The organism is Blastomonas sp. CCH9-A1 (assembly GCF_001557175.1).
GTDB classification, from domain to species: domain Bacteria; phylum Pseudomonadota; class Alphaproteobacteria; order Sphingomonadales; family Sphingomonadaceae; genus Blastomonas; species Blastomonas delafieldii_A.
This window is the reverse complement of the sequence record NZ_LSHM01000005.1, coordinates 17,314-40,907: the sequence shown is the minus strand read 5'-3', so window position 1 is coordinate 40,907 and position 23,594 is coordinate 17,314. Positions and strand designations below refer to the sequence as shown.

At 65.1% G+C, this 23,594-nt stretch carries 22 protein-coding genes; 18 read left to right on the top strand and 4 right to left on the bottom strand.

From position 1 onward, the window contains the following. Positions 1 to 32: 32 nt before the first annotated feature. On the top strand, positions 33 to 920 hold the full coding sequence (locus AX725_RS02020) for an amidohydrolase family protein (protein ID WP_060978018.1): 888 nt from the start codon (positions 33 to 35) through the stop codon (positions 918 to 920). Here the strand turns inward: AX725_RS02020 and AX725_RS02015 are convergent. Both AX725_RS02015 and AX725_RS02010 read right to left on the bottom strand, forming a co-directional pair. Then, entirely contained in the window at positions 917 to 1,885 is a 969-nt protein-coding gene (locus tag AX725_RS02015) for an MBL fold metallo-hydrolase (RefSeq protein WP_060978019.1), read from the bottom strand. The two genes, AX725_RS02020 and AX725_RS02015, sit on opposite strands and share 4 nt — an antisense overlap. Beyond that, entirely contained in the window at positions 1,885 to 4,197 is a 2,313-nt protein-coding gene (locus tag AX725_RS02010; protein ID WP_208597896.1) for a TonB-dependent receptor, read from the bottom strand. The genes AX725_RS02015 and AX725_RS02010 overlap by 1 nt, the downstream gene beginning before the upstream one ends. Before the next feature lie 133 nt (positions 4,198 to 4,330). Here AX725_RS02010 and AX725_RS02005 point away from each other — a divergent pair, with 133 nt between their 5' ends. The 13 genes from AX725_RS02005 to AX725_RS01945 all read left to right on the top strand — a co-directional run bounded on the left by AX725_RS02005 (position 4,331) and on the right by AX725_RS01945 (position 15,444). Beyond that, the gene (locus AX725_RS02005; protein WP_060978020.1) at positions 4,331 to 5,236 is read left to right on the top strand and encodes a LysR family transcriptional regulator; all 906 of its coding nucleotides are present in this window, start codon (positions 4,331 to 4,333) and stop codon (positions 5,234 to 5,236) included. Positions 5,237 to 5,366: 130 nt separating this feature from the next. Then, on the top strand, positions 5,367 to 6,485 hold the full coding sequence (locus AX725_RS02000) for an FAD-dependent oxidoreductase (protein WP_060978045.1): 1,119 nt from the start codon (positions 5,367 to 5,369) through the stop codon (positions 6,483 to 6,485). Between the two features lie 38 nt (positions 6,486 to 6,523). Beyond that, positions 6,524 to 7,426 carry a VOC family protein gene (locus tag AX725_RS01995; RefSeq protein WP_060978021.1) on the top strand — a complete coding sequence of 301 codons (903 nt, stop codon included), beginning with the start codon at positions 6,524 to 6,526 and terminating at the stop codon, positions 7,424 to 7,426. 4 nt (positions 7,427 to 7,430) lie between these two features. After that, entirely contained in the window at positions 7,431 to 8,603 is a 1,173-nt protein-coding gene (locus AX725_RS01990; protein WP_066114859.1) for an alpha/beta hydrolase family protein, read from the top strand. Further along, positions 8,600 to 8,920, top strand: coding sequence for a DUF2218 domain-containing protein (locus AX725_RS01985; RefSeq protein WP_060978023.1), 321 nt, complete (start codon positions 8,600 to 8,602; stop codon positions 8,918 to 8,920). Before AX725_RS01990 ends, AX725_RS01985 begins: the two co-directional genes overlap by 4 nt. Further along, positions 8,917 to 9,366 (top strand): hypothetical protein, encoded by a 450-nt coding sequence (locus AX725_RS01980; RefSeq protein WP_060978024.1) that lies wholly within the window; start codon positions 8,917 to 8,919, stop codon positions 9,364 to 9,366. Before AX725_RS01985 ends, AX725_RS01980 begins: the two co-directional genes overlap by 4 nt. 3 nt (positions 9,367 to 9,369) lie before the next feature. Then, complete coding sequence (locus AX725_RS01975) at positions 9,370 to 10,149, top strand: cyclase family protein (protein ID WP_060978025.1); 780 nt, start codon at positions 9,370 to 9,372, stop codon at positions 10,147 to 10,149. A 3-nt stretch (positions 10,150 to 10,152) separates the two neighbouring features. Continuing rightward, positions 10,153 to 10,920, top strand: coding sequence for an SDR family NAD(P)-dependent oxidoreductase (locus AX725_RS01970; RefSeq protein WP_060978026.1), 768 nt, complete (start codon positions 10,153 to 10,155; stop codon positions 10,918 to 10,920). Further along, positions 10,910 to 11,833, top strand: coding sequence for an NAD-dependent epimerase/dehydratase family protein (locus AX725_RS01965; RefSeq protein ID WP_060978027.1), 924 nt, complete (start codon positions 10,910 to 10,912; stop codon positions 11,831 to 11,833). Before AX725_RS01970 ends, AX725_RS01965 begins: the two co-directional genes overlap by 11 nt. Before the next feature lie 20 nt (positions 11,834 to 11,853). Then, the gene (locus AX725_RS01960) at positions 11,854 to 12,813 is read left to right on the top strand and encodes a fumarylacetoacetate hydrolase family protein (protein ID WP_060978028.1); all 960 of its coding nucleotides are present in this window, start codon (positions 11,854 to 11,856) and stop codon (positions 12,811 to 12,813) included. Next, positions 12,810 to 13,301: a cupin domain-containing protein gene (locus AX725_RS01955; RefSeq protein ID WP_060978029.1), complete on the top strand. Its 492-nt coding sequence runs from the start codon at positions 12,810 to 12,812 to the stop codon at positions 13,299 to 13,301. Before AX725_RS01960 ends, AX725_RS01955 begins: the two co-directional genes overlap by 4 nt. Before the next feature lie 4 nt (positions 13,302 to 13,305). Continuing rightward, positions 13,306 to 14,022 carry an alpha/beta fold hydrolase gene (locus AX725_RS01950; protein WP_060978030.1) on the top strand — a complete coding sequence of 239 codons (717 nt, stop codon included), beginning with the start codon at positions 13,306 to 13,308 and terminating at the stop codon, positions 14,020 to 14,022. Between the two features lie 339 nt (positions 14,023 to 14,361). Beyond that, positions 14,362 to 15,444 (top strand): phytanoyl-CoA dioxygenase family protein, encoded by a 1,083-nt coding sequence (locus tag AX725_RS01945; protein WP_060978031.1) that lies wholly within the window; start codon positions 14,362 to 14,364, stop codon positions 15,442 to 15,444. A gap of 161 nt (positions 15,445 to 15,605) precedes the next feature. On the opposite strand, the gene AX725_RS01940 is transcribed toward AX725_RS01945, so the two are convergent. Continuing rightward, positions 15,606 to 16,295 carry a GntR family transcriptional regulator gene (locus tag AX725_RS01940; protein WP_060978032.1) on the bottom strand — a complete coding sequence of 230 codons (690 nt, stop codon included), beginning with the start codon at positions 16,293 to 16,295 and terminating at the stop codon, positions 15,606 to 15,608. Positions 16,296 to 16,407: 112 nt separating this feature from the next. Here AX725_RS01940 and AX725_RS01935 point away from each other — a divergent pair, with 112 nt between their 5' ends. The 4 genes from AX725_RS01935 to AX725_RS01920 all read left to right on the top strand — a co-directional run bounded on the left by AX725_RS01935 (position 16,408) and on the right by AX725_RS01920 (position 23,081). Continuing rightward, on the top strand, positions 16,408 to 17,487 hold the full coding sequence (locus AX725_RS01935) for a Rieske 2Fe-2S domain-containing protein (protein WP_060978033.1): 1,080 nt from the start codon (positions 16,408 to 16,410) through the stop codon (positions 17,485 to 17,487). A 71-nt stretch (positions 17,488 to 17,558) separates the two neighbouring features. Next, a complete protein-coding gene (locus tag AX725_RS01930; protein WP_060978046.1) occupies positions 17,559 to 19,703 on the top strand; it encodes an acylase in 2,145 nt (714 codons plus the stop codon). Between the two features lie 131 nt (positions 19,704 to 19,834). Then, the gene (locus tag AX725_RS01925; RefSeq protein WP_066114857.1) at positions 19,835 to 22,741 is read left to right on the top strand and encodes a M16 family metallopeptidase; all 2,907 of its coding nucleotides are present in this window, start codon (positions 19,835 to 19,837) and stop codon (positions 22,739 to 22,741) included. 40 nt (positions 22,742 to 22,781) lie between these two features. Continuing rightward, positions 22,782 to 23,081, top strand: a complete 300-nt coding sequence (locus tag AX725_RS01920) for a hypothetical protein (protein ID WP_023838966.1) — start codon at positions 22,782 to 22,784, stop codon at positions 23,079 to 23,081. Positions 23,082 to 23,135: 54 nt separating this feature from the next. On the opposite strand, the gene AX725_RS01915 is transcribed toward AX725_RS01920, so the two are convergent. Then, positions 23,136 to 23,552, bottom strand: coding sequence for a YybH family protein (locus tag AX725_RS01915; RefSeq protein ID WP_208597897.1), 417 nt, complete (start codon positions 23,550 to 23,552; stop codon positions 23,136 to 23,138). Positions 23,553 to 23,594 lie beyond the last annotated feature (42 nt).

Genomic DNA, 23,594 nt, shown 5'->3' with positions numbered 1-23,594 from the left:
GGCGACCTGCCCCTAATAACAGGATCGACTGCATGACCACCACCGACGCCAATGGCCGCATCCGCAGCTGGAACCTTGCGCCGAGCAAGCCGCGCTTCACCCCGCCGCCGGGCGCGGTCGATGCGCATTGCCATGTCTTCGGGCCGCAGGCGGAGTTCCCGTTCAGCTCCAAGGCCAAATATCTGCCGCAGGACGCCGGGCCAGACGCATTGTTCGCCCTGCGCGATCATCTGGGCTTTGCCCGCAACGTCATCGTCCAGGCGAGCTGCCACGGGACGGACAATAGCGCTACTTTGCACGGCATCGCCCGGTCGAACGGCCTCGCGCGTGGCGTCGCGGTGGTCGATCCGGCGATCTCCGACGCCGAACTCGACGCGCTGCACGCGGGCGGTATTCGCGGCGTGCGGTTCAACTTCCTGAAAAGGCTGGTCGACGATGCACCCAAGGACAAGTTCCTCGATATCGCGCAGCGGATCGAGCGGCTCGGCTGGCATGTCGTGGTCTATTTCGAGGCGGACATTCTGGAGGAATTGCAGCCCTTTCTCGCCGCGATCCCGGTGCCGATCGTGATCGACCATATGGGCCGCCCCGATGTGACCCAGGGACCGGACGGACCGGACATGACCGCGTTCCGCCGCCTGCTCGACAGCCGCGACGACATCTGGACCAAGGTGACCTGCGCCGACCGGCTCGATGCCGCAGGTCCGCCTTATGCCGATTTCGTCCGTGCGGTGCGCCCGCTGGTCGAGGCCTATCCCGACCGGGTGCTCTGGGGCACCGACTGGCCGCACCCGAACATGGAAAAGGTGCTGCCCGATGACGGGCATCTGGTCGACACCATCCCCGAAATCGCGCCCACGGCAGAGCTGCAGCACAAGCTGCTCGTCGCCAATCCGATGCGGCTCTACTGGGCGGACTAGAAGCGGTCGAGATCGCTGGCGAGCGTCACCGGGCCGCTGTAGCGCGTCGCAATCTCGGCGATATAGCCCTTGGTGCGTGCAGGGTCGGGCGTGCCTGCGGCAAAATGGGTGATGACCAGCGCCTTCACGCCGGCGCGCGAGGCGAGTTGCCCCACGGCATCGGGGGTCAGATGGTGTGAGGACAGGTGCTGCTCGAGCTGCTGCTTCGCCTGGGGCGGCATGTCGGGCGAGTTGCGTGCGACATTGGCCATGGTGCCGCCCATATCGATCATCTCGCTGACCAGCAGGTCGGCGCCTTTGGCCAGCTTCTCCACCGCCGGGCTGGGTCCGGTGTCGCCGGTATAGACGATCGACCGCGCGCCCAGATCGAAACGGAAGCTGAAGGATTTGTAGTTGCGGTCCTCGATGCTTCCCGGCGCGAAGTCGTAATGCGAATTCTGCGCGGCGGTGACGGTGAAGCCATCCACGGTCAGCCGTTCACCATCGGCCAGCTCGATCACCCGCACCGTATCGGCGGGCGGTGCCCAGGGCTGGCCGGGAATGCCATAACCGACGCGCGCGGCGGGCTGCATCGAGGCGACCATGCCCGCGACCAGCTCGCGCGTGCCCGGCGGGCCGTAGACGGTGATCGAATCGCGCTGGTTGGTCTGGTTGCGCAGCGCCAGCACGGCGGAAAGCCCGCCGGTATGATCAGCATGCAAATGGCTGAGGAACACCGCGCGCACCCTCGGCAGCAGGATGCCGGCACGCGCAAGCTGCTGCACCGTGCCGTCCCCCGCATCGACCAGATAGACCTTGTCCTGATGGACCAGCGCATTGGCGGGCTGCGACCGGTCGGGCGACGGCACCGGCCCGCCCATCGTGCCCAGGGTGATGAACCCGTCAGCAGCCGGACCAGGCTGAGCCAGAACCGGTGCGGCGAGCAGACACGCCGCCAGCACCGGCCCGATGGCGCCCCTTGCCATCAGAAATTGAACCCGACGCGCACGCCATAGGTCCGTGGCGGACGCAGCGTCGCCACCGGGAAGTCGAGGATCGGGCGGGTGCCCGCGCGTGCCAGCACTTCCTCGTCAGTGATATTGTTGATGAACGCGGTGATGTTCCAGCCGCCGCGATCTTCCAAGGTCGCATAGGCATCGGCCATTGCGAAGCTGCCCTGACGCTCTTCCGGACGGAAGTTCGAGTTCATGAAGCGGCTGCTCTCGATATTGCCGCGCGCGCCAAGGATGAGGTTGAGGTCGCCGGTCAGCTCGAACGTGCGCTCATAGCCCAGGTTCAGCGCCCATTTGGGCGAGTTGACCGTCGGGCGGCCCGAACAGTCGATATCGAAGAAGCGCGCGGCGTTGACGCCCGGATTGGCAAGACGGCTGCCCAGCGTCGTGCATCCCGTGGTCACCGGCGCGCCGGTGGGCGAGAAGTTTGCCGTGGTCAGCCGGTCGTACTTGCCGTTGAGATACTGGACGTTGAGGCTGAACAGGTCGTTGCGGCTCGGCGCGAACCGGGCTTCGAACTCGGCACCATAGATGCGCGACTTGCCCGCGTTGACCGTGGTCGAACCCTGCGCGAAGATTCCGCCCGCGGCGCGCACGCCGCCGACAAAGGTAATCTGCTGGTCCTTGTAGTCCCAGTAGAAGGCCTCGATGTTGAGCTGCAGCTTGTTGTCGAAGAAGCGGTTCTTCGCACCCACGGTGAACGCGGTGAGGTTCTCCGGCGCGAAGGTGTTGTTCGGCGGCTGTGCGACAAAGAACCCGCCCGACTTGAAGCCGGTCGCGGCATTGGCATAGACCAGCGACTGCGGTCCGGCATCCCATTCGAGACCCGCCTTCCAGGTGAATTTCTCGAACGACAGGTCGCCGGTGAACGGCGCGCTGAGCGGCGGATTGATCGGACCGGGCAGACCGCCGGCAGCGACCGAGGTCAGCTGCTTCTTGTCTTCCTTGGTGTAGCGGCCACCGGCGACGAGGCGCAGCGTGTCGGTTATGTCGAAGGTCAGCTGCCCGAACGCGGCGACGCTCTCGGTGCTCAGACGCGGGGTGAAGCGCGTGGTCGAGATATTGCCCTGGCGGAAGAAATTCTCGGTTTCCTGGTTTTCGCCGAAATAGAACAGGCCGACGACATAGCGCAGCCGCTGGTCCTCGTTAGATGCGAGGCGGACTTCGAGCGAGCTCTGCTCGGCAACGTCGCGGATCGTTCCGGCAAAGCCCGGCAGATAGGTGAGCACGTTCACGTCCGATCGGCGATAGGCCGGAATGAAGGTCAGCGTGCCGAAGCCCATATCACCGGTGATCGTGGCGCTGACGCCGATAAATTCGTTGTCGAGGAAACCGTCGGTGCCGGGCAGCGCAACGCAGCCGCTGTTGACGAAATTGCCCGGGCCTCCGCAGAACGGCGGCGCGAAGATGCCGGACGCGAGTTGGCGGATGGCGGCCCGTGCCCTGGGATCGGAGATGCTCACGCGGTCTTCCAGCGCGGGGACCGTGTAGCGAGTCTCGGGCAGCAGCACCGCGCCCGCGCCCTTGCCGCCCTGATTGTAGTAATCCGCGACCAGCAGCATCGACCAGCGATCCGACGGTTCGATCAGCAGCGACGCGCGAAAGGCCTCACCCTTGTCGTCGTCATAGCCGTCCGAGATATAGCCGTCACGATCGACCACCTGGCCCGCGAGGCGCAGCGCGACCGTGTCGCCAATCGGAATGTTCAGCGCGACGACCGACTTCTTGCTGTCGTAATTGCCATATTCGAAGAATCCCTCGCCGCCGAACGTGCCCAGCACCGGCCTTTTGGGGATCACGTTGATCGCGCCGCCGGTGGCGTTGCGGCCGTAGAGCGTGCCTTGCGGACCCTTGACCACCTCGACGCGTTCGAGATCGTAGAACACGCCTGCCGGCGCTGTCGGGCGGCCGACATAGATGCCGTTGAAGTTGAACGCGACCGCATTTTCCGCGAACGAGTTTTGCGAATTGGTGCCGACGCCGCGCAGGAAGAAGCTGGTGGTGCCGCCGGTCGGCTGGACGACCAGCGAGGGGACCAGACGGCCGAGATTGGCGGTTTCGGTAATTCCCGCATTGACCAGATCCTCGCCGCCCACTGCGGTCACGGCGACGGCAGCGCGCTGCAGGCTTTCCTCGCGGCGCTGCGCGGTCACGACGATTTCGCCCAGACCCTGGTCTTCGGTGGCTTCGGATTGCTCGGAGGCGGTGGCATCCTGTGCAATGGCGGTGGCGGGAACGCTCAGTGCGCCAAGCACGGTAGTGGCCAGCAGGAATGCCTTCATCATCTATCTCCCCAAATGCGCGCGATGCCTGCATGGGCACCCGCTGTATCGGCGCGATGTTTACGGGAAATGCTAGCCATAGGTGAAATCTTTTGTTTTAATGATAATCCAGCAATCACACTGATAGGTTCAAGCCATGCGCTTCAAGGGTCTCGATCTCAATCTGCTCGTCGCCTTCAGCGTGCTGATGGAGACGCGCAGCGTTTCGCGCGCGGCCGAACAGCTCAACCTCAGCCAGCCTGCGATGAGCGCGGCGCTGGGGCGGCTGCGCGACTATTTCGGCGACGATCTGCTGGTGCTGCAGGGCAAGCGCATGTTCCCCACCCCCTATGCCGAATCGCTGGTACCGATGGTGCAGGACACGCTGCGCCGCATCGACGCGCTGATCACCACCTCGACCAGCTTCGACCCTGCCACCTCGCAACGCGTGTTCCGGCTCATCGCATCGGACTATATCACCGCAGCGGTCATCGCGCCGCTCTCGCGCCGCCTGTCGCATGTCGCGCCCGGCATCCGGCTGGAAGCTGTTCTGCCATCGGACGGCAGCGCGGACCTGATCGCGCAAGGGGCATTCGACCTGCTGATCACGCCCGAGGAGTTCATCAACCCCGGCCAGCCCGCCGAACTGCTGTTCGAAGAGCGCCATGTCATTGTCGGGTGGAAGGGCAATCCCGTCTTTGCCGGCGAGGTGACTCTCGAGGATGTGCTGCGCGCCGGCCATGTCGGCATCCAGATGGGCAACCAGCGCACCAGCGCCTTTGCCGACAGCATCATGGACAAGCTCGGCCATTTCCGCCGGATGGAAATGACCGCCTCGTCGTTCACGGTCGTGCCCTGGCTGATCATCGAGACCAATCGGCTCGCATTGATGCACGAACGACTCGCGCGCGTGATGGCACGGATGTTCCCACTGGCCATCGCGCCCATTCCCTTCGAGTTCCCGGCGATGCGCGAGATGATGCAGTTCAACCATGCCCGCAGCGCCGATGAAGGGCTGGCCTGGCTGCGCGGCGAACTGCGCCGCGACAGCAAGCTCGATTGAGGCAATCATTCACAAATCTGATACCTAGGCATAAATACAATAAGATTTACAGATTTACGGCTCTCCCCTTATCTAGGCCGGGATGAACAGGCCCGGCGACGCAATGCCGGGCGGGGAGAGGCGTATCGGCATGAAGGACATGCGAATCTTGATCGTGGGCGGCGGGATCGGCGGACTGACCTCCGCCATCGCATTGTGCCGCAAGGGGTATGAAGTCGAGGTGATCGAGCGCGATCCTGACTGGTCGGTCTATGGCGTCGGCATCATCCAGCAGGGCAATGTCGTCCGCGCGATGACCGAGCTCGGTCTGATCGACGATTATATCAGTGCGGGCTTCGGCTTCGACCGGGTCCAGGTCTATATCCCGACGGGCGTGTGCGTGGCGGACATTCCGACCCCGCGTCTGGTCGAAGGCTATCCGGGCAATGTCGGCATCGGCAGGCGGGCGCTGCACAAGGTGCTGGGCGACCGTGCGAAAGAGGCGGGCGCGGACATTCGCCTTGGCATCACCATCAGCACCTTGGTGGATGATGGCGAGGGTGTAGCGGTCACCTTCAGCGATGGATCGAGCGGTATCTTCGATCTCGTGATTGGCGCCGACGGGCTCTATTCGCAGACGCGCGGGATGATCTTCCCCGATGCGCCCAAGCCCGAATTCACCGGCCAGTCGGTGTGGCGCTACAATTTCAAGCGCACCCCCGATGTCATCGGCTTGCAGGCCTATGAAGGCCAGACCGGCATCGGCCTTGTCCCGCTCTCGGACGAGCTGATGTACATGTACGTCACCACGCCCGAGCCGGGCAATCCCTGGTACGCCAAGGAAGATCTGGCGAGCACAATGCGCTCCAAGATCGCCGGCGTGCCTTCGCCCGCGATCCAGGCGCTGGTCGGCCAGATCACCGAGGATGACGAGGTGGTCTACAAGCCGCTCGAATGGATGTTCCTTGAAGGCGCGTGGCACAAGGGCCGGGTCGTGCTGCTGGGCGATGCAGTGCACGCGACCACACCGCATCTCGGCCAGGGCGCAGGGATGGCGATCGAGGATGCGCTGGTGCTGGCCGACGAGCTGGTCAAGGCCGACACGCTCGACACCGCGCTCACCGCCTATCGCGACCGCCGCTTCGAACGCTGCCGCTATATCGTCGAATCCTCGCGCGCGATCTGCTTCGGCCAGATCGGCAAGGGGCCGCTGGTCGATAATGCCAAGGCCACGCAGGAAATGTTCATGAAGGTGGCAGAGCCGATCTGACGCTCGCCCCTTTCCAATACAATCAAGGAGTTACCATTATGGCACGTGTCAGCGAAATTCGCCATGTCGGCTATGCCGTCACCGATCTGGCCGCCGAGGCCGCATTCTATCGCGACGTCTGGGGCCTGAAAGAAGCCGGCGAGAAGGACGGCATGCTGCACTTTGCCGCCGAGGGCAATGACGAGCTCTATGTCGTGCGCCTGCGGCAATCGGACACGCAGCGGATCGACATCATCACCCTTGCCGCAGATAGCCGCGAGGATGTCGATGCGCTGCATGCCAAGGTCGCCGACTATGGCTGCCAGATCGTGTTCGCGCCCAAGCAGCTCGACACGCTGGGCGGCGGCTATGGCTTCCGCTTCTTCAGCAAGGACGGCCTGCCATTCGAGATTTCGAGCGATGTCGCCCGCGGCACTGCGCGCGAGCTGACCCGCTGGGAAGGCATTCCGCAGAAGATCAGTCATATCGTGCTGCACTCGCCCGATCACAAGGAAATGGTCCGCTTCTTCACCGACGTGCTCGGCTTCAAGGTCAGCGATTGGCTGGGCGACTTCATGTGCTTCCTGCGCTGCAACCAGTGGCACCACCGCATTGCCCTGCTGCCCGGACCCGCCTGCCTCAACCATGTCGCCTATGACATGCTGGGCGTCGACGATATGATGCGCGGCATCCACCGCCTCAAGCAGCAAGGCACCGATATCCGCTGGGGCCCCGGCCGCCACACTGCGGGCAACAACACCTTCAGCTATTTCACCACGCCCGCAGGCTTTGCGGTCGAATATACCGCAGACCTGGAGGAAGTCGACGACGCCAGCTGGGAAGCCAAGGTGCACACCCCTGCCCCGATGGTCATGGACCAGTGGGGCATCGGCGTCGGCGGACCGCAGACCATGCCGCATCCTGCGCCCGACGCAGGCCTTTTCCAGCCTGCCGGAGTCTGACCTTATGGCCCTGTTCGAATATTTCCCCAATTATGTCTGGAACCTGTCGGTCTCGATCGCGCTGGAAAGCGGCGGCAAGATCGGCGAGATCATCGACATGTGCAAGCCGATCCGCGATGCGGCAGCCAATGGCGAGGATGCCGGCACCGGCGCGTTCCTGCAACAATGGGTGGCGATGGGCGAGAAGCTGATCGGACTCGCCGCCGAGGACGAGGCGCGCGGCCGTACGCTCTCGGCTTCCAAGAAGCTGGAGCGCGCCGCGCTCTACCTGCTGGTCGGCGAACGCATGCAGGGCCATGGCAACCCCGCGCGCGTCGCGACCTTCGCGCTGGCGCAGGACACGTTTGCGCGCGCGATGAAGCTCGGCAACCACCCGGTCGAACGCGTGATGATCCCCTATGAGGGCAGCGAATATCCCGCGCTCTATGTCCGCGCGCCGGGCGATGGCCCCAAGCCGGTCGTGGTCTATTGCAATGGCCTCGATAGCTCGAAAGAGCTGCTCTACTGGTCGAACCTGCCCCAGGCACTAGCCGCGCGTGGCATTTCGACGCTGTGCGTCGAAATGCCGGGTACCGGCGAGGCGCTGCGCATCAGCAACCTGCCCGCCACCCCGCATTCAGAAAAATGGGCCTCGCCCGCGGTCGACTGGCTCGAGAAGCAGAGCGATGTCGATCCCAAGCGCATCGGCATGACCGGCATCTCGCTCGGCGGCCATTTCGCGCCGCGCGCGGTCGCGTTCGAGCCGCGCTTCGCCAGCGGCGCAGTCTGGGGTGCGAACCACAACTGGGCCGAGGTGCAGCAGAAGCGCCTGCGCCGCGAGGGCGAGAACCCCGTGCCACACTACTGGGCCCATGTGCTCTGGGTGTTCGGTGCCAAGGACATGGACGATTTCCACGAAAAGTCGAAGGACATGACGCTCGATGGCGTGATGGAGCGGATCAAGGTGCCGTTCCTGGTCACCCATGGCGCTGAGGACCGCCAGATCAGCGTCGATTATGCGCACCAGAGCTATGAGCAGCTGACCAACTCGCCCAAACGCGAGCTCAAGATCTTTACGCCGCGCGAAGGCGGGGTCGAGCATGTCGGGGCTGACAACATGTCCTATGGCTGCGACTATATCGCCGACTGGTTCGCCGACACCCTGGGCGGCGACATCACCGGAAAGGCCAATCCATGAGCTTCACCGCCACCGCGCGCATCCCCACCGCCAGTGCCAGCAAATACCTGCAACAGGTCTGCAAGCACTGGGAGCACAATCTGCCCGTGAACTTCGACAAGACGCATGGAGAGATCACCTTTGCCAAGGATGCGCGCGGGGCGGACTGGCCCGCCGATGCGCTGGTCACGCTCGATGCCGAAGAAGGCACTCTCGTCTGCACGATCAACGCCAGCGCCGAGGGCCAGCGCGACGGGCTGAAGGGCGCGCTTGAACGCCATATCGACCGCTTTGCGTTCCGCGAGGTGCCGCTCGCCTATAACTGGGTCGATGGATGACTGCGTCTGCCGCACATCTGCGAACAAGCACGCTGATCTCGATCGTCATCTCGATGGCGATCAGCGCAGCGTTCTTTCTGCTGGTGTTCGGCTTGGCGGTGGACGTTCCGGTGTTCGGCACATCGAGTCTGGCACTCGATTTCGTGCCGCAGACGCTGGCCGCAGGGTTCATGGCGGCGTTGATGCCTTGCCTGCAGACCCGCGCGAAGATCATTGCCGGAGATCTGCCCGGCACACCTCTTTCGCCGCTCGCCATTGCCAGGCGCGCGCTGCTGCTCGCGGTGGCGGCGCTGGCGCTCGCTGCATTCGTCACCGCAGGACTGTGGTTCGCCGGAACTACCGCGCTACCCTGGACGGGAGCGCTGGCGCTCAAGATCGGCTATGGTGGCCTGATCGGGCTGATCGTCACGCCCGTCGCGCTTCACGCCCTGCTTTCCAAAGGATAATCCATGGCCCGCACCTTTGTTGACCTTTCGATCTTCCTCGAAAACGACGTCATTACCGATCCGCCGTTCATGCGGCCGAAGATCACCTATCAGCAGCATGCCGATACCGTGGCCGAGCTGGGCCATTTCTTCCCCGGCGTCACGCAGGAACAGACCCCCGATGGCGCGGGCTTTGCGGCGGCGGAATGGGTGACGCTGACCACGCATAACGGCACGCATCTCGACGCACCGTGGCATTTCCACCCGACGATGGACGGCGGTCAACGCGCGATCACCATCGACGAGGTGCCGCTCGAATGGTGCTTCAACCCCGGCGTGAAGCTCGATTTCCGGCATTTTCCCGACGGCTATGTGGTCACCGCCGCCGATGTCGAGGCCGAACTGAAGCGCATCGGCCACGAATTGCAGCCGTTCGAGATCGTGCTGGTCAACACCGCCGCAGGGGGCGCCGTCGGCAATCCCGAATTCGTCAATATCGGCTGCGGCATGGGCTACGAGGCGACCATGTATCTGCTCGAACGCGGCATCCGCGTCACCGGCACCGACGCCTGGAGCTGGGACGCGCCGTTCAGCCATACCGCGAAGAAGGTGGCGGAGACCGGCGACACCTCGCTGATCTGGGAAGGCCACAAGGCCGGGCGCGACATCGGCTATTGCCATCTCGAAAAGCTGCACAACCTCGAAGCCCTGCCCTCGCACGGCTTCACGGTGAGCTGCTTCCCGCACAAGATTCGCGGAGCCTCTGCCGGATGGACGCGCGCGGTGGCGATCATCGAAGACTGATCGATGCAAGGGGGCGCGTTCGATCTTGCCGGCCGCACGGCCATCGTCACCGGATCGACGCGCGGCATCGGGCTGGGCATCGCGCAGCTGTTCGCCGAGATGGGCGCGAATGTCGTCGTGTCGAGCGAAGACGCGGGCGATGTCGCCGAGACCGAAACCGTGCTCGCGGGCCAGGGCTATCGGGTGCGCGGCATCGCCTGCGACGTGACCGATGGCGCGGCGATTACTGGTCTCGTCGATGGCACGATAGCGGCCTTTGGCCGGCTCGACATCCTCGTGTGCAATGCCGGGATCACCGGCGAGGGCGGCAGCTGGGCGCTGGAAGATTTCGACCGGGTGATGGCGATCAACCTGCGCTCGATGGTCACGCTGACCCAGCTTGCCCTGCCGATCATGGCCGAGCGCGGCAGCGGCAGCGCCATCCTGATGTCGAGCCTGTCCGCGCTGCGCGGCAATGGCAGCATCAACGCCTATGCGTTGGCCAAGGCGGGCGTTGCGCAGCTTGCGCGCAACCTGGCGGTGCAATGGGGGCCGAAGGGCGTGCGCGTCAACGCGATCGCGCCGGGGCTGATCCGCACGCCACTCTCCGAACCGCTCATCGCCAACGCGGATTTCATGGCACGGCGGCTGCAGATGACACCGCTGCGCCGCGTCGGTGAGGTCGAGGATATCGCCTCGACCGCGCTGTTCCTCGCCTCGGACGCCAGCCGCTTCATCACCGGTCAGCAGATCGCCGTCGATGGCGGCACATCGGTGACCGATGGCAGCTGAGCGCATCCTGATCACCGGCGCGGGAGGCTTTGTCGGCCAGGCTTTGGTGCGCGCGCTGGCGGGCACGCGGTCGATCGTCGCGACCGACCGGGCGGGGCTGGACGACCTTACGATGCCAGGCGTCACGGCGATGCCCGGCGAGATTGACGATCCGGCGCTTGTCGCCGCACTCACCGCCGAACCGCTCGCCGCGATCATCCATCTCGCGACCATTCCCGGCGGCGCAGCAGAGGCCGATCCGGCACTTGCCGCAAAGATCAATGTCGCCGCGCCGATGGCGCTGATCGATGCCGCCGCCGCGCACGGCAACGCCCCGCGCCTGCTGTTCGCCAGCAGCATCGCGGTGTTTGGCGACCCGCTGCCGCCACATGTCGATGACGCGACCCCGGTCAGCCCGATGCTCCGCTATGGCGCGCACAAGGCGATGATCGAGGAATGGATCGCGACGCTCACCCGGCGCGGCGCGGTGCGCGGGCTTTCCTTGCGCCTGCCCGGCATCATCGCGCGCCGGCTCGCGCCTTCGGGGATGAAATCGGCCTTTCTCAGCAACCTGTTCCACGCGCTGAAGGCCGGGGAGCCGATCACCCTGCCCGTCTCCGCCGATGCGACCTGCTGGCTGCTCTCGCGCCGGGCGCTGGTGGCGCAGCTCGTCACCGCGCTCGACTTGGCCGAGGACCCCGACAGCGCCCGTCTGAACCTGCCCGCGCTCCGCATCCACATGGGCGATCTGGTCGCCGAGGTCGCGCGCCAGACCGGGGCCGATGCCGCTCTTGCGACCTATGACCCCGATCCGGCGATCGAAGCCGCCTTCGGCGCGCAGCCGCCGCTCTCCACCCCCGCCGCCGATGCGCTCGGCCTTGCGCATGACGGCACGCTTGCCGATCTGGTCGCCCACGCGCTCGCCGATCTGTAATTCTTGGAAAGGACGCCCGCATGAAACTCGCCACCATCGAGAACGGCACGGCCGACGGCGCACTCGTCGTCGTCAGCGCCGATGGCAGCCGCCATCTGCCCGCCGCGATTGCCACGCTCCAGGCGGCGATCGAGAGCTGGGAAACGTCCGAACCGGCGCTGCGCATGCTGGCCGCGCGGCTCGATGCGGGCGAAGGCGACAGCACCGATGGCCTCGCCTTCGCGGCCCCGCTACCCCGCGCCTGGCAATGGCTCGACGGCTCGGCCTATCGCAGCCATGGCGAGCTGATGGAGACGCTGTTCGGCACAGAACCCCCGCCGCCGGGACGCCCGCTGATGTATCAGGGCCTGTCGCACCAGTTCCTATCCGCCACTGCCGATGTGCCGCTGCCGCGCGAGGAGGACGGCATCGATTTCGAGGGCGAATTCGGCGTCATCACCGATTTCGTGCCGATGGGCGTCACGGCCGAACAGGCACTGTCGCACATCAAGCTGCTGGTGCAGATCAACGACTGGTCCCTGCGCGCGCTGGCACCCATCGAGATGAAGACCGGTTTCGGCTGGGTCCAGGCCAAGCCCGCCTGTTCGGTCGCGCCCTTTGCCGTCACCCCCGATGCGCTGGGCGATGCGTGGAGTGAGGGCCGCGTCCATCTGCCGCTCACCGTCGATTGGAACGGGACAAGGTTCGGCAATGCCGAGGGCGGCGCGATGGAGTTCGGCTTTCACGAACTGGTCGCACATGCCGCGAGCACGCGCTCGCTCTGCGCAGGCACGATCATCGGATCGGGCACGGTCTCGAACAGCAACTTCCGCGAGATCGGTTCAGCCTGCATCGCCGAGCGGCGCGGCATCGAGATGCTCGACGAGGGCAAACCGCGCACCAGCTTCATGCATTTCGGCGACACCGTGCGCATGGAAGCGCGGCTGCGCGACGGCGGGCTGCTGTTCGGCGCGATCGACCAGAAGGTGATCAAGGGATGACCGGCTCTCCCCCCGTGCGCCGCATCGTCACTGGCCATGACGCGGCCGGGCGCGCGGTGTTCACCGCCGACGACCTGCTGCCGGTCACCCCGATCCCCTCGGGCGATGCCGCCTTCAGCCTGATCTGGACCACGGCGAGCGTGCCTGCAGACAATAACGATGATAGCGACGGGCGCAGCCGCGATGCCGGGCTGACGCTGCACCAGGGATCGGTGATCCGCATCGTCGACATGCTGCCCGGCGGGGTTTCGCCCTTCCACCGGTCGAGCAGCATCGATTACGGCATCGTGCTGTCGGGCGCGGTCGAACTGGAGCTGGACGATGGCGCGGTGACGACCGCGCGCGCGGGCGACATCATCGTCCAGCGCGGCACCATCCATCTGTGGCGCAACCCTTCCGCGAGCGAAAATTGCCGCATCGCCTTCGTGCTGATCGAGGCGGCGCCCAGGATCGTGGACGGAAAGCCCCTGCCCGATGTAATGGGCTGAGCTTATGATCACGCGCGAAACCGTCATTCTCGTCCCCGGCCTGTTGTGCGATGCGGATGTCTGGACGGACCAGATCGCCGCCTTGTCGCCGCTGTACGAGGTCATCGTTCCCGACCTCACCCGGCACGATTCGCTGCAGGGCATGGCCGCGCACATCCTGGAGGGCGCGCCCGAGCGCTTTTCGATCATCGGCCATTCGATGGGCGGACGCGTGACGCTCGAGGTATTCCGCCTGGCACCGGAAAAGGTCGAGCGGATCGGCCTGCTCGACACCGGCGTACATCCCGCGCCACCGGAGGAATTGCCCAAGCGCCAAGCGATGCTCGACATCAGCGCAGGCCAGGGCATGACCGCGCTCGCCGATGCGTGGCTTCCGCCGATGGTGCGGCCCGGCCTGCTCGATGCCGACCCGGCGCTGCGCGCGACGCTCTATGCGATGATCGAGCGGATGACGCCCGCGATCCACCGCCAGCAGATCACCGCGCTGATCAACCGCCCCGACGCTGCCCCGCTGCTGTCGCAGATCGCCTGCCCGGCGCTGGTCGGCGTCGGCGAACTCGACCTGTGGAGCCCGCCCGACCAGCACGTCCCCATCGCCGAAGCGATCGTAGGCGCGACGATGGTGGTCTTTGGCGGCGCAGGCCATATGGCCCCGATGGAAAAGCCCGATGCGGTCAACGCGGCGCTGCTGGAGTGGATGGCACGCCCCGTTGCGGGGTGATGGCGGGCGTCGGCGGAGTCAGGAGGCTTCGCGGCACAAGTTCGAGACAGGTTAGCGCCTCCCCCCCTCCGCTCAGCCTGAGCTTGTCGAAGGCCCCGTTAGATGGCCTACATATGCGCGGGGCCTTCGACGGTCGCGGGCTTGCGCCCGCTGCTCAGACTGAGCGGACATGGTGATGGCCTGCCGCTCAGGACTTGTGCTCCTCGGCCTGCACTGGCTAGGCCTCGTGTCCCCGATTAACCCGTTCTAGAAAATTCTCTGCCATGAAGCGAAACTCTCGCCCATCATGGTCAGCAATTGGCCGGGCGAAGGAAGTCATCATATTCAGGGCGCAAGGGCATGAAGGACCTCGACACCTCCACCGACACATCCGCGTTCGAGCTGCCTGCGGAACTCGACGCGCAGGGCCGGCTCACGGCGGCTTGCGCGGCCGCAGCCCTGGTGCGGATGGAGGCGCATGGCCTCGTCATGCTCACCAATCTTTTATCCGACGCGGAAGCCGCAACCGGGCTCGCGCTGATCCGCGAGACCATCGACGATCCCGACCGCCAGCGCTGCGCCTTTGCGAGCGAGACCGACAATCGCTATGTCCGCCGCGATTTCTGTTCGCTGCCCTCCACGCCGCCGGTGGCGGATCTGGTCGCGACGCTCGCGCAGCGGCTGGAAGCCGTGCTGTCGCATTATTGCCACCGCTCCCATCCGCTGCTCGAAGTCACCACGCTCACCAGCTATCGCGGCTCGTCGCACCAGTATATCCATCGCGACCCCAGCGGCGTGATCAGCCTGTTTGCGGCGGTGGAGGACGTGTCCGAGCAGCAGGGCGGGACGGTTTTCGTCCCCGGCACGCAACTGTTCGATGGCACCGCGCCCAAGCATGACGATGCGGCGCTGGAGCGGATGGAGCTGTTCCGCCTCGCGTGCAACTGGCGCATCCTGCGGCACAATCTGGCCAAGCTGTGGGCCATGGGCCGCAACAATGACGCGCCGCTCGCGCCGGGCGAGTTTGGCGACCGGGTGTTCTCGCGCATCTGGGACGAGCACCAGCCCAATCTGCTGCGCTTCTTGCTCGGCAAGAATTCGCAGTTCAGCCTGCGCATGCTGAGTCCAGGCCGGTTGCTGAAGCTGGTCCGCCAGCGCGCCGAACACGACGGCGAGTTCCGGCTCGTTTCCACCGCGCCGCGCAAGGGCACGGTGATCCTCTACCAGAGCGACATGCTGCACGCAGGCCCCGACAACCGTTCGGCTGAGCCCCGGCGGCTGTTCAGCATGAGCATCGCACGCGAGACCATCTCGGCCAAGCGGTGGCACGACGGCTATTCGCCGCACCCGAGCCTGATCGCCGAGCCGCTGAGCTTCGGCGACCTGCTGGACCGGCCCGTCCGCAAGGACCGGGCTGGAAGCGAACTGCGCATCGCAAGCTGATCTGGCGCGCGCCCCTTACCTTCTCCGCTCAGCCTGAGCCTGTCGAAGGCCACGCAATTTGGCCAGCGTCGGTGCGGGGCCTTCGACGGTCGCGGGCTGCGCCCGCTGCTCAGGCTGAGCGGCGGTCGCTGGCGCCGACAAATCGGAAGCCGCCTTGGCCCTCAAACCGTCCCCACCAGCGGCATGAGCCCGGGGTTGAGCGCCGCTCTTGCATGCTGGCGCATGCGCTGCTCGGCTTCGTCTGCGCGGCCAGACAGGATCGCGTCGGCGACCGCGAGATGTTCTGCGTGCGCGGCCTTGAGGTTCGTGTGCGCATTGGCAAGATCGTCCCAGTCGAGCGCCAGCGCCGCAGCCGAGGCGAGCGGGAGGTGGTTGTTGCGCGACAATGCCACGCCGATCGCGCGGTTGCCGCTGGCATCGAGCAGCAGGTCGTGAAACGCAAGATTGTAACTGTAGAAGCGGTCGATATCCTCGGACGCGAAGCTGTCGCCCGCAAACAGCGCATCGCCCTCGGCCAGCACCGCCTTCAGCCGGCGCGCAAAGCCGGGCGCGATCGGGCGCGAGGCGATCAGCCGCACTGCCAGCCCTTCGAGCACGCCGCGCACCTCGATCGCATCGTCGATCTGGGCAGGCGTCACCCCGCGCGCCGCATAACCGCGCCGCCCCAGCTTCGCCACCAGCCCTTCCTGCTCCAGCGTGCGAAGCGCGGTGCGCACCGGCATGCGCGAGACGCCGAAGCGCTCTGCCGTCGCGATCTCGGCGATGCGCGCGCCATCGGGAATCTCGCCCGAAACGATCATCTTGCGCAGGGCAAAGAGCACGCGCTGGCCGGGCTTCATCGGGGCAGTCATGCCGCCCTGTTTAGCCTGTGCGCCCGCACCGACAAGCCCCCGCATCTGGCTTGCGCCGCCAAGCAAACTGCATTATTGGATCCAATAACGATTTATCTCAGGAGAGGCACCGATGGCCACCGCCCCCGATCTGGAAGAGCGCAGCGCTGCGCACACCACCGCGCCCTGGCCGCGCAACGCCTGGTATGTCGCGTGCACTCCGCAAGAGATAGAAGGCAAGCCGCTCGGCCGCACGATCTGCGGCGAGCCGATGGTGTTCTTTCGTGGGCGCGAGGGCAAGGTCGCCGCGCTCGAGGATTTCTGCCCGCATCGCGGCGCGCCGCTGTCGCTCGGTTTCGTCCGCGATGGCGCGCTCGTCTGCGGCTATCACGGGCTCGCCATGGGCTGCCATGGCAAGACCGAGGGCATGCCCGGCCAGCGCGTCGGCGGTTTCCCGCCCATCCGCACCTTTCCGGTGATCGAGCGCTATGGCTTCATCTGGGTCTGGCCGGGCGATGCCGATGCGGCCGATCCCGCCAAGCTCAGGCACCTCGAATGGGCCGAGGACGAAGGCTGGGCCTATGGGGGCGGGCTGTATCATATCCGGTGTGACTATCGGTTGATGATCGACAACCTGATGGACCTGACGCACGAAACCTATGTCCATGCGACCAGCATCGGCCAGAAGGAGATCGACGAGGCCCCGGTCAAGACCAGGCTGGTCGGCGATGAGGTGGTGACCAGCCGCTTCATGGACGACATCGACCCGCCGCCCTTCTGGGCGATGGCGCTGCGCGGCGCGGGGCTTCCCGATAGCGGCCCGGTCGATCGCTGGCAGCTCTGCCATTTCCATCTGCCCAGCAGCGTCGAGATCGAGGTCGGCGTCGCGCCGGTCGGCGAAGGCGGCTATGAGGCCCCGCTCGATCGCAAGGCCTATTCAGTGGTTGTCGATTTCATGACGCCGGAAACCGAAGGCTCGCACTGGTATTTCTGGGGCATGGCGCGGCGCTTCGCGGTCGACGATGCCGAACTTACCACCACCATCCGCGACGGCCAGGGCAAGATCTTCGCCGAGGACATGGAAATGCTCGAGCGCCAGCAGAAGAATCTCGACCTCTATCCCGACCGCCGCCTGCTGCTGCTCAATATCGACGCCGGCGGCGTCCGCGCGCGCCGGCTGATCGAACAGGCGATTGCGGCGGAATCAGGCTGATGCGACAGGCCGCAGCCCTACCTACAGCATTGTCAGTAGACGCGCGCTGATTGGTTGATAAGGTGCGCGCCATGCGTGTGCTCAAACGTCTGGCGCTCAGCCTTCTCGTCCTTGTCGTCGTAACCGCCATTGCCCTTGCGGTGTGGGAGCCGCTGGTGGCCGAATCGGGCAAGGCCCCGGCGTCGCGCAAATATGACGTGGAGATCGTCCGCGACGATTTCGGCGTGCCGCATATCTTCGGCAAGACCGATGCCGATGTCGCCTATGGCGTCGCCTATGCGCATAGCGAGGATGATTTCTCGACCATCCAGGAAGTCGCCGCGATGACCCGCGCGCGCACCGGCGCGATGACCGGTCAGGATGGCGCCAAGGTCGATTTCGCTGCGCATCTGCTCGATATTCGCGGCACGGTGGACCGCAAGTACGACACGCTGCCCGCCGATATCCGCGCGCTGCTCGATGCCTATGCCGCCGGCCTCAACCATTATGCCGACAAGCACCCCGAAGAGGTACGCCTGTCCGGCCTGTTCCCACTCGAAGGTCGCGACATCGCCGCGGGCTTCGTGCTGCGTTCGCCCTTCTTCTTCGGGCTCGATTCGGTGCTGGGCGCGCTGGTCGAGGGCAAAGACCTGCCGATCGAGGGCGGGCCGAAGCTCTCCGGCAAAGAAGTCGCGCGCGTCACCCCGATCGGTCCCGAGCCCGACATGAATGGGTCGAATGCCTTTGCCGTCGCCCCTGCGCGCTCGACCGACAATGTCACGCGGCTGATCTCCAACTCGCACCAGCCCTGGCGCGGCGGCGTCGCGTGGTACGAGCTGGTGGTGCATTCGGAAGAGGGCTGGGATTTTGCGGGTGCGACCTTCCCCGGATCGCCCTATCCGTTCCTGGGCCATAACAAGTATCTGGGCTGGACCAACACGGTCAACCGGCCCGACCTGATCGATGTCTACAGACTCGAGCTGAACGACGACAGGACGCAATACCGGCTCGACGGAAAGTGGCGCGACCTCGAATCCAAGCGCGTCTGGCTCAAGGTCAAGATGGGCCCCTTCACCCTGCCCGTGCCGCAGACCGTCTATCGCTCGGACCATGGCCCGGTCATCATGAACGACAAGGGCGCGTTCGCGATCCGCTATGCCGGCATCGACGAATTGAAGATGCTCGAGCAATATTTCCGCATCAACAAGGCGCGCGATTTTGCCGAATGGCAGCAGGCGATGGCAATCCAGGGCGTGCCCGCGACCAATTTCATCTATGCCGATGCCAAGGGCAATATTGCCATGGCGTACAACGCGCTGTTCCCTGCGCGCAAGCCGGGGGCGAACTGGCGCGGGGTGCTGCCTGGCGATCGCAGCGACCTGATCTGGAAATCGCACCTGCCCTGGGACCGGGTGCCGCTGCTGGTCAATCCCGCGTCCGGCTATATCATGAACGCCAACAACACGCCGTTCGTCGCGGCGGGTCCCGGCGACGAGCTCGATCGCGCCAGCTTCTCCCCTCTCTTGGGGATCGAGGACGACATGACCAATCGCGCGCGCCAGGCGATCAAGCTGTTCGAGGCGGCAGGCCAGATCGACGCGGCAACGCTGGCGCGGATCAAGTACGATGTCGGCTATGACAAGTCGGATTACGCCACCGGCTGGATCAACGCCGTTCTCGCGGTCAAGCCCGATGGCGACAAGCGCATTCCCGAGGCGCAGGCGCTGCTGCGTGCCTGGGACTGGCAGATGGACGGCAAGGGCAAGGGCGATGCCTTGGCGCTGATGCTGATGCGCCCGGCGATGCGGCAGAGCTATCGCCGCCTGCCGCTGCCCGATCCGCGCGAGGAGCTGGTCGCGGCGATCGATCATCTCGAGAAGCATTTCAAGACGCTCGATCCGAAGCTCGGCACCGTGCTGCGGCTGCGCCAGGGCAAGGTCGATCTGCCGATGGACGGCGGATCGGACACGCTGCGCGCCGCGACTCTATGGGACGTCGACGAGAAGGACGGCCGCTTCGCCGTGCGCCATGGCGACAGCTTCATCCAGTTCGTCGAATGGGATGATCAAGGCAATGTGACTTCGCGCTCGATCCAGCCGTTCGGCGCGGCGACGACGCGGCCGGACAGCCCGCATTATGCCGACCAGGCCAAGCTGTTCGTCGAACACAAGACGAAGCCCGTCTATTTCACCCGCGAAGCACTGATGCCGCATGCCAAGCGGCGCTATCGCCCGTGATTGCGCTTGAAACCGGTTGGACAAACCTTATGGTTTCGAACAGCAACCTGAAGGCGGCACCGGCGCTCCTACATCAGCCGGTGGCACCCGATAGAACAGTCATATTCGCTCCCAAGAGAGGCTCCATATCCATGCTCAAGCCCTTCCGCTCGCTGATCGCCGTATCCTCGCTGGCGCTTGCCGTGGCGCTTTCCCCCGCCCAAGCACAACAGGCCGCGCCCGTCGCTGATCTGGTCAAGACGGTGAACATCCCCTATCAGCAGTTCACGCTGGCCAATGGCCTCACCGTCATCGTTCACGAGGACCGCAAGGCCCCGATCGTGGCGGTTTCGATCTGGTATGATGTCGGCTCGAAGCACGAGCCCAAGGGCAAGACCGGCTATGCCCATCTGTTCGAGCATATCATGTTCAACGGATCCGAAAACGCGCAGGGCGACTATTTCGAATATCTGAAGAAGCTCGGCGCGACCGATTTCAACGGCACCACCTGGTTCGATCGCACCAACTATTTCCAGACCGTGCCCAAGGCGGGGCTGGAAGGCGCCCTGTTCCTGGAAAGCGACCGCATGGGCCATCTGCTCAACGGCATCACCCAGGAGAAGCTGACCAACCAGATCGGCGTGGTGCAGAACGAGAAGCGCCAGGGCGATAACCAGCCTTATGGCCTGGTCGAATACAAGCAGATCGAGATGCTCACGCCCCCTGAGCATCCCTATGGCCATTCGACCATCGGATCGATGGAGGACCTGCAGGCCGCCTCGCTCGACGACATGAAGAAGTGGTTCACCGACCATTACGGCCCGAACAATGCGATCCTGGTGCTGGCGGGCGACATCAACGTCGCCGAAGCCAGGCCGCTGGTCGAGAAATATTTCGGCGATATCGCCAAGGGTCCTGAAGTTGCCAAGCTGAACCCGCCGCTGCCGACGCTCGACAAGGAGAAGGTCGCGGAGATGAAGGACAAGGTGCCGACCGCGCGCCTCTATCGCTTCTGGACCGTGCCCGGCCTCAATGACCCCGATTATGCCGCACTCGACGTTGCCGCGACCGTGCTCGGCGGCCTGGCCAGCTCGCGGCTCGACAACATTCTTGTGCGCGACGAGCAGACCGCGGTCGCCGTCACTGCATCTGCCCAGCCCTTCGTCCATGGCAGCGTGTTCGAGGTCTATGTCGATGTGAAGCCGGGCGCGGATGTCGACGCGGTATCCAAGCGGCTCGACGCGATCATGGCCGATTTCATCGCCAAGGGCCCGACCGCCGACGAGGTGCAGCGCGTCGCGACGCGCGAGGCGGCCCAGCGCATCAACGGCCTGGAACAGGTCGGCGGCTTTACCGGCAAGGCGGTGACGCTGGCCGAAGGCGCGCTCTATTCGGACGATCCGGCCTTCTACAAGAAGCAGCTCGACATGCTGGCCGCGATGACGCCGGCCAAGGTCACGGCTGCGATGCAGAAATGGCTGACTCGCCCCGTCGCCAAGCTGCACGTGCTGCCCGGTGAGCGCGATGCCTATCAGGAAGTCGCGGGCGGCAACGGCCAGGTGACCGGCAGCGGCCCGGCGATGCGCACGGGCGTTCTCAATGCACCGGCGTTCTATTCAAGCATGGCCGAAGACGCGATGGCGGCCGGCGCTGCGAGCAAGCAGCCGCTCGCCGCGGTCGATCGTTCTACCTTCCCTGAAGCCGGCGCGGTGCCTGATCTCGACTTCCCCGATGTCGAGGAAGCCACGCTCTCGAACGGCATCAAGGTGCGCTTCGCCAAGCGGACTGCCGTGCCGGTGGTGCGCGTCGCCGTCAGCTTCGATGCCGGCTATGCGAGCGATCCCAAGGATGCGCTCGGTACCAACAGCCTGATGATCGCGCTGCTGCAGGAAGGCACCCAGAAGCTCAATTCGGTGCAACTGGCCGAGGCGCAGGAGCGCCTGGGCACCAATATCAGCGCCTCGTCGGACCTCGATCGCACCATCGTCTCGATGAGCGCGATGAAGGCCAATCTCGGCGCATCGCTCGACCTCCTCACCGATGTCATCCGCAACCCCGCTTTCGATGCCAAGGAGCTGGAGCGCGTGCGCGTGCAGCAGTTGACCCGCATTCAGGCGGAATTTACTCAGCCGCAAGGCATCGCGCTGCCCAACCTGCCGCCGCTGCTCTACGGCCCGGCCCATCCCTATGGCGTGCCGCTGACCGGCACCGGCGATCCGGCGGTGGTCGCCAAGCTGACCCGCGACCAGCTCGCCGCCTATCACGCCCAGTGGATGCGGCCTGAGCGCGCATCGATCTTCGTCGTCGGCGACACCAGCCTCAAGGACATCATGCCGATGCTCGAAGAGCGTTTCGGCAAATGGCCGTCGAACCGCATGGCGCTGATGCAGAAGGATTTCAGCGCGGCGATCCCGGCTGGCCAGGGCCGCATCATCCTGATCGACCGTCCCAATTCGCCCCAGTCGCTGATCCTGGCGGGTCAGGTGCTGAAGGCCAAGGGCACCGACAATCTGCTGGCGCTCGAAACCGCGAACGACATTCTGGGCGGCGATTTCCTCTCGCGCATCAACATGGACCTGCGCGAGACCAAGGGCTGGTCCTATGGCACCCGCACGCTGATCCAGCGGCCCAAGAACGACGTGCCGTTCCTGGCCTTTGCGCCGGTGCAGACCAACCAGACCGGCCCCTCGGTGACCGCGATCATCCAGCAGATGAACGATTTCATCGGCTCCAAGGGCGTGACCCCGGAAGAGCTCGACCGCACGGTCAAGGGCAACAGCCTGGAGCTGGCAGGCACCTATGAGCGCTCTGCCGCAGTGCTGTCGCAGATGCAGTCGGACGCGCTCTATGGCCGCCCGACCAACTATGCCGAAAGCCTGGCCGCGCAATATCGCAGCATGGATGCCGAGAAGCTCAACGGGGCGATGCGCACCGCGCTCAACCCCAAGACGCTGACCTGGGTGATCGTGGGCGATGCCGCCAAGGTCGAGCCGCAGCTCAAGGAACTGGGCATGCCCGTCGAGGTTCGCCGCGCGGCACCTGCCGCCGGAGACAAATAAGCCAACTACCCTTCAACCCACCACAGAGAGGACGAGTATTATGTCAGTTGCTGGACAATATGATTGCGTGACCAAGTCGCCGATGGGCGACCAGAAGTCGGTACTGACCGTCAATGTCGATGGCGACAGCTGGACCGGATCGAATGCCGGCCAGATGGGCTCGCTCGACATCACCGACGGCAAGGTCGACGGCAACACGCTGACCTGGACGATGGACATGAAGGTGCCGATGCCGATGAAGCTCGAAGGCACCGCGACCGTCGATGGCGACACCATCACCGGCCAGATCAAGGCCGGCGCATTCGGCACCATGGCGATGAGCGGCACCCGCAAGGCGTAAGCTTTCGCCATAGATTCGAAAGACCCTCCCCGTGGCCGTCATGGGGAGGGTTTTTTATTGGCGATGCGCGGCCACTGGGTCGTTCGGATCGGGCGTTTCGCTCGACGACACATGGTTGAGCGCGATCACCCAGCGCCCACCGACTTTCCGCATCAGCCGGGTGTTGATGCCATATTGCGGGCTTTGTGCCCGATCGAGATGATAGCGACTGATCAGCTGCGCGGCGTCGTCGCTCAGCATCTCCACCTTGATGTCGTAGAAATGCAGCGTCCCGCGCTTTTCCGGCGCGCCGCCATAATCGCGGACATAATGGTCGAGCGTTCCCTGCCAATCGCGCTGGAACTGCCCGCGCGAGACGAACACCACTCCGGGGTTGAGGAAGCCGCGCATATAGCCCTGAAAGTCGCCGCGATTCCACGCGGCTTCCATGTCCGCGATGACATTGCGGATTTCCGCTTCGGCTGATGGCACTTCGGCGTGGGCAGGCGATGCTGCGAGGCAGAGCGCCAGTGC

Bases quoted from the DNA above. Each gene is read 5' to 3' on its own strand.
- AX725_RS01965 (WP_060978027.1), top strand. From the start codon at position 10,910: ATGGCAGCTGAGCGCATCCTGATCACCGGCGCGGGAGGCTTTGTCGGC.
- AX725_RS01980 (WP_060978024.1), top strand. From the start codon at position 8,917: ATGACTGCGTCTGCCGCACATCTGCGAACAAGCACGCTGATCTCGATC.
- AX725_RS02010 (WP_208597896.1), bottom strand. From the start codon at position 4,197: ATGATGAAGGCATTCCTGCTGGCCACTACCGTGCTTGGCGCACTGAGC.
- AX725_RS01960 (WP_060978028.1), top strand. From the start codon at position 11,854: ATGAAACTCGCCACCATCGAGAACGGCACGGCCGACGGCGCACTCGTC.
- AX725_RS01970 (WP_060978026.1), top strand. From the start codon at position 10,153: ATGCAAGGGGGCGCGTTCGATCTTGCCGGCCGCACGGCCATCGTCACC.
- AX725_RS01950 (WP_060978030.1), top strand. From the start codon at position 13,306: ATGATCACGCGCGAAACCGTCATTCTCGTCCCCGGCCTGTTGTGCGAT.
- AX725_RS01935 (WP_060978033.1), top strand. From the start codon at position 16,408: ATGGCCACCGCCCCCGATCTGGAAGAGCGCAGCGCTGCGCACACCACC.
- AX725_RS02015 (WP_060978019.1), bottom strand. From the start codon at position 1,885: ATGGCAAGGGGCGCCATCGGGCCGGTGCTGGCGGCGTGTCTGCTCGCC.
- AX725_RS02005 (WP_060978020.1), top strand. From the start codon at position 4,331: ATGCGCTTCAAGGGTCTCGATCTCAATCTGCTCGTCGCCTTCAGCGTG.
- AX725_RS01920 (WP_023838966.1), top strand. From the start codon at position 22,782: ATGTCAGTTGCTGGACAATATGATTGCGTGACCAAGTCGCCGATGGGC.
- AX725_RS01930 (WP_060978046.1), top strand. From the start codon at position 17,559: ATGCGTGTGCTCAAACGTCTGGCGCTCAGCCTTCTCGTCCTTGTCGTC.
- AX725_RS01955 (WP_060978029.1), top strand. From the start codon at position 12,810: ATGACCGGCTCTCCCCCCGTGCGCCGCATCGTCACTGGCCATGACGCG.
- AX725_RS02000 (WP_060978045.1), top strand. From the start codon at position 5,367: ATGAAGGACATGCGAATCTTGATCGTGGGCGGCGGGATCGGCGGACTG.
- AX725_RS01995 (WP_060978021.1), top strand. From the start codon at position 6,524: ATGGCACGTGTCAGCGAAATTCGCCATGTCGGCTATGCCGTCACCGAT.
- AX725_RS01985 (WP_060978023.1), top strand. From the start codon at position 8,600: ATGAGCTTCACCGCCACCGCGCGCATCCCCACCGCCAGTGCCAGCAAA.
- AX725_RS01945 (WP_060978031.1), top strand. From the start codon at position 14,362: ATGAAGGACCTCGACACCTCCACCGACACATCCGCGTTCGAGCTGCCT.
- AX725_RS02020 (WP_060978018.1), top strand. From the start codon at position 33: ATGACCACCACCGACGCCAATGGCCGCATCCGCAGCTGGAACCTTGCG.
- AX725_RS01925 (WP_066114857.1), top strand. From the start codon at position 19,835: ATGCTCAAGCCCTTCCGCTCGCTGATCGCCGTATCCTCGCTGGCGCTT.
- AX725_RS01940 (WP_060978032.1), bottom strand. From the start codon at position 16,295: ATGACTGCCCCGATGAAGCCCGGCCAGCGCGTGCTCTTTGCCCTGCGC.
- AX725_RS01975 (WP_060978025.1), top strand. From the start codon at position 9,370: ATGGCCCGCACCTTTGTTGACCTTTCGATCTTCCTCGAAAACGACGTC.
- AX725_RS01990 (WP_066114859.1), top strand. From the start codon at position 7,431: ATGGCCCTGTTCGAATATTTCCCCAATTATGTCTGGAACCTGTCGGTC.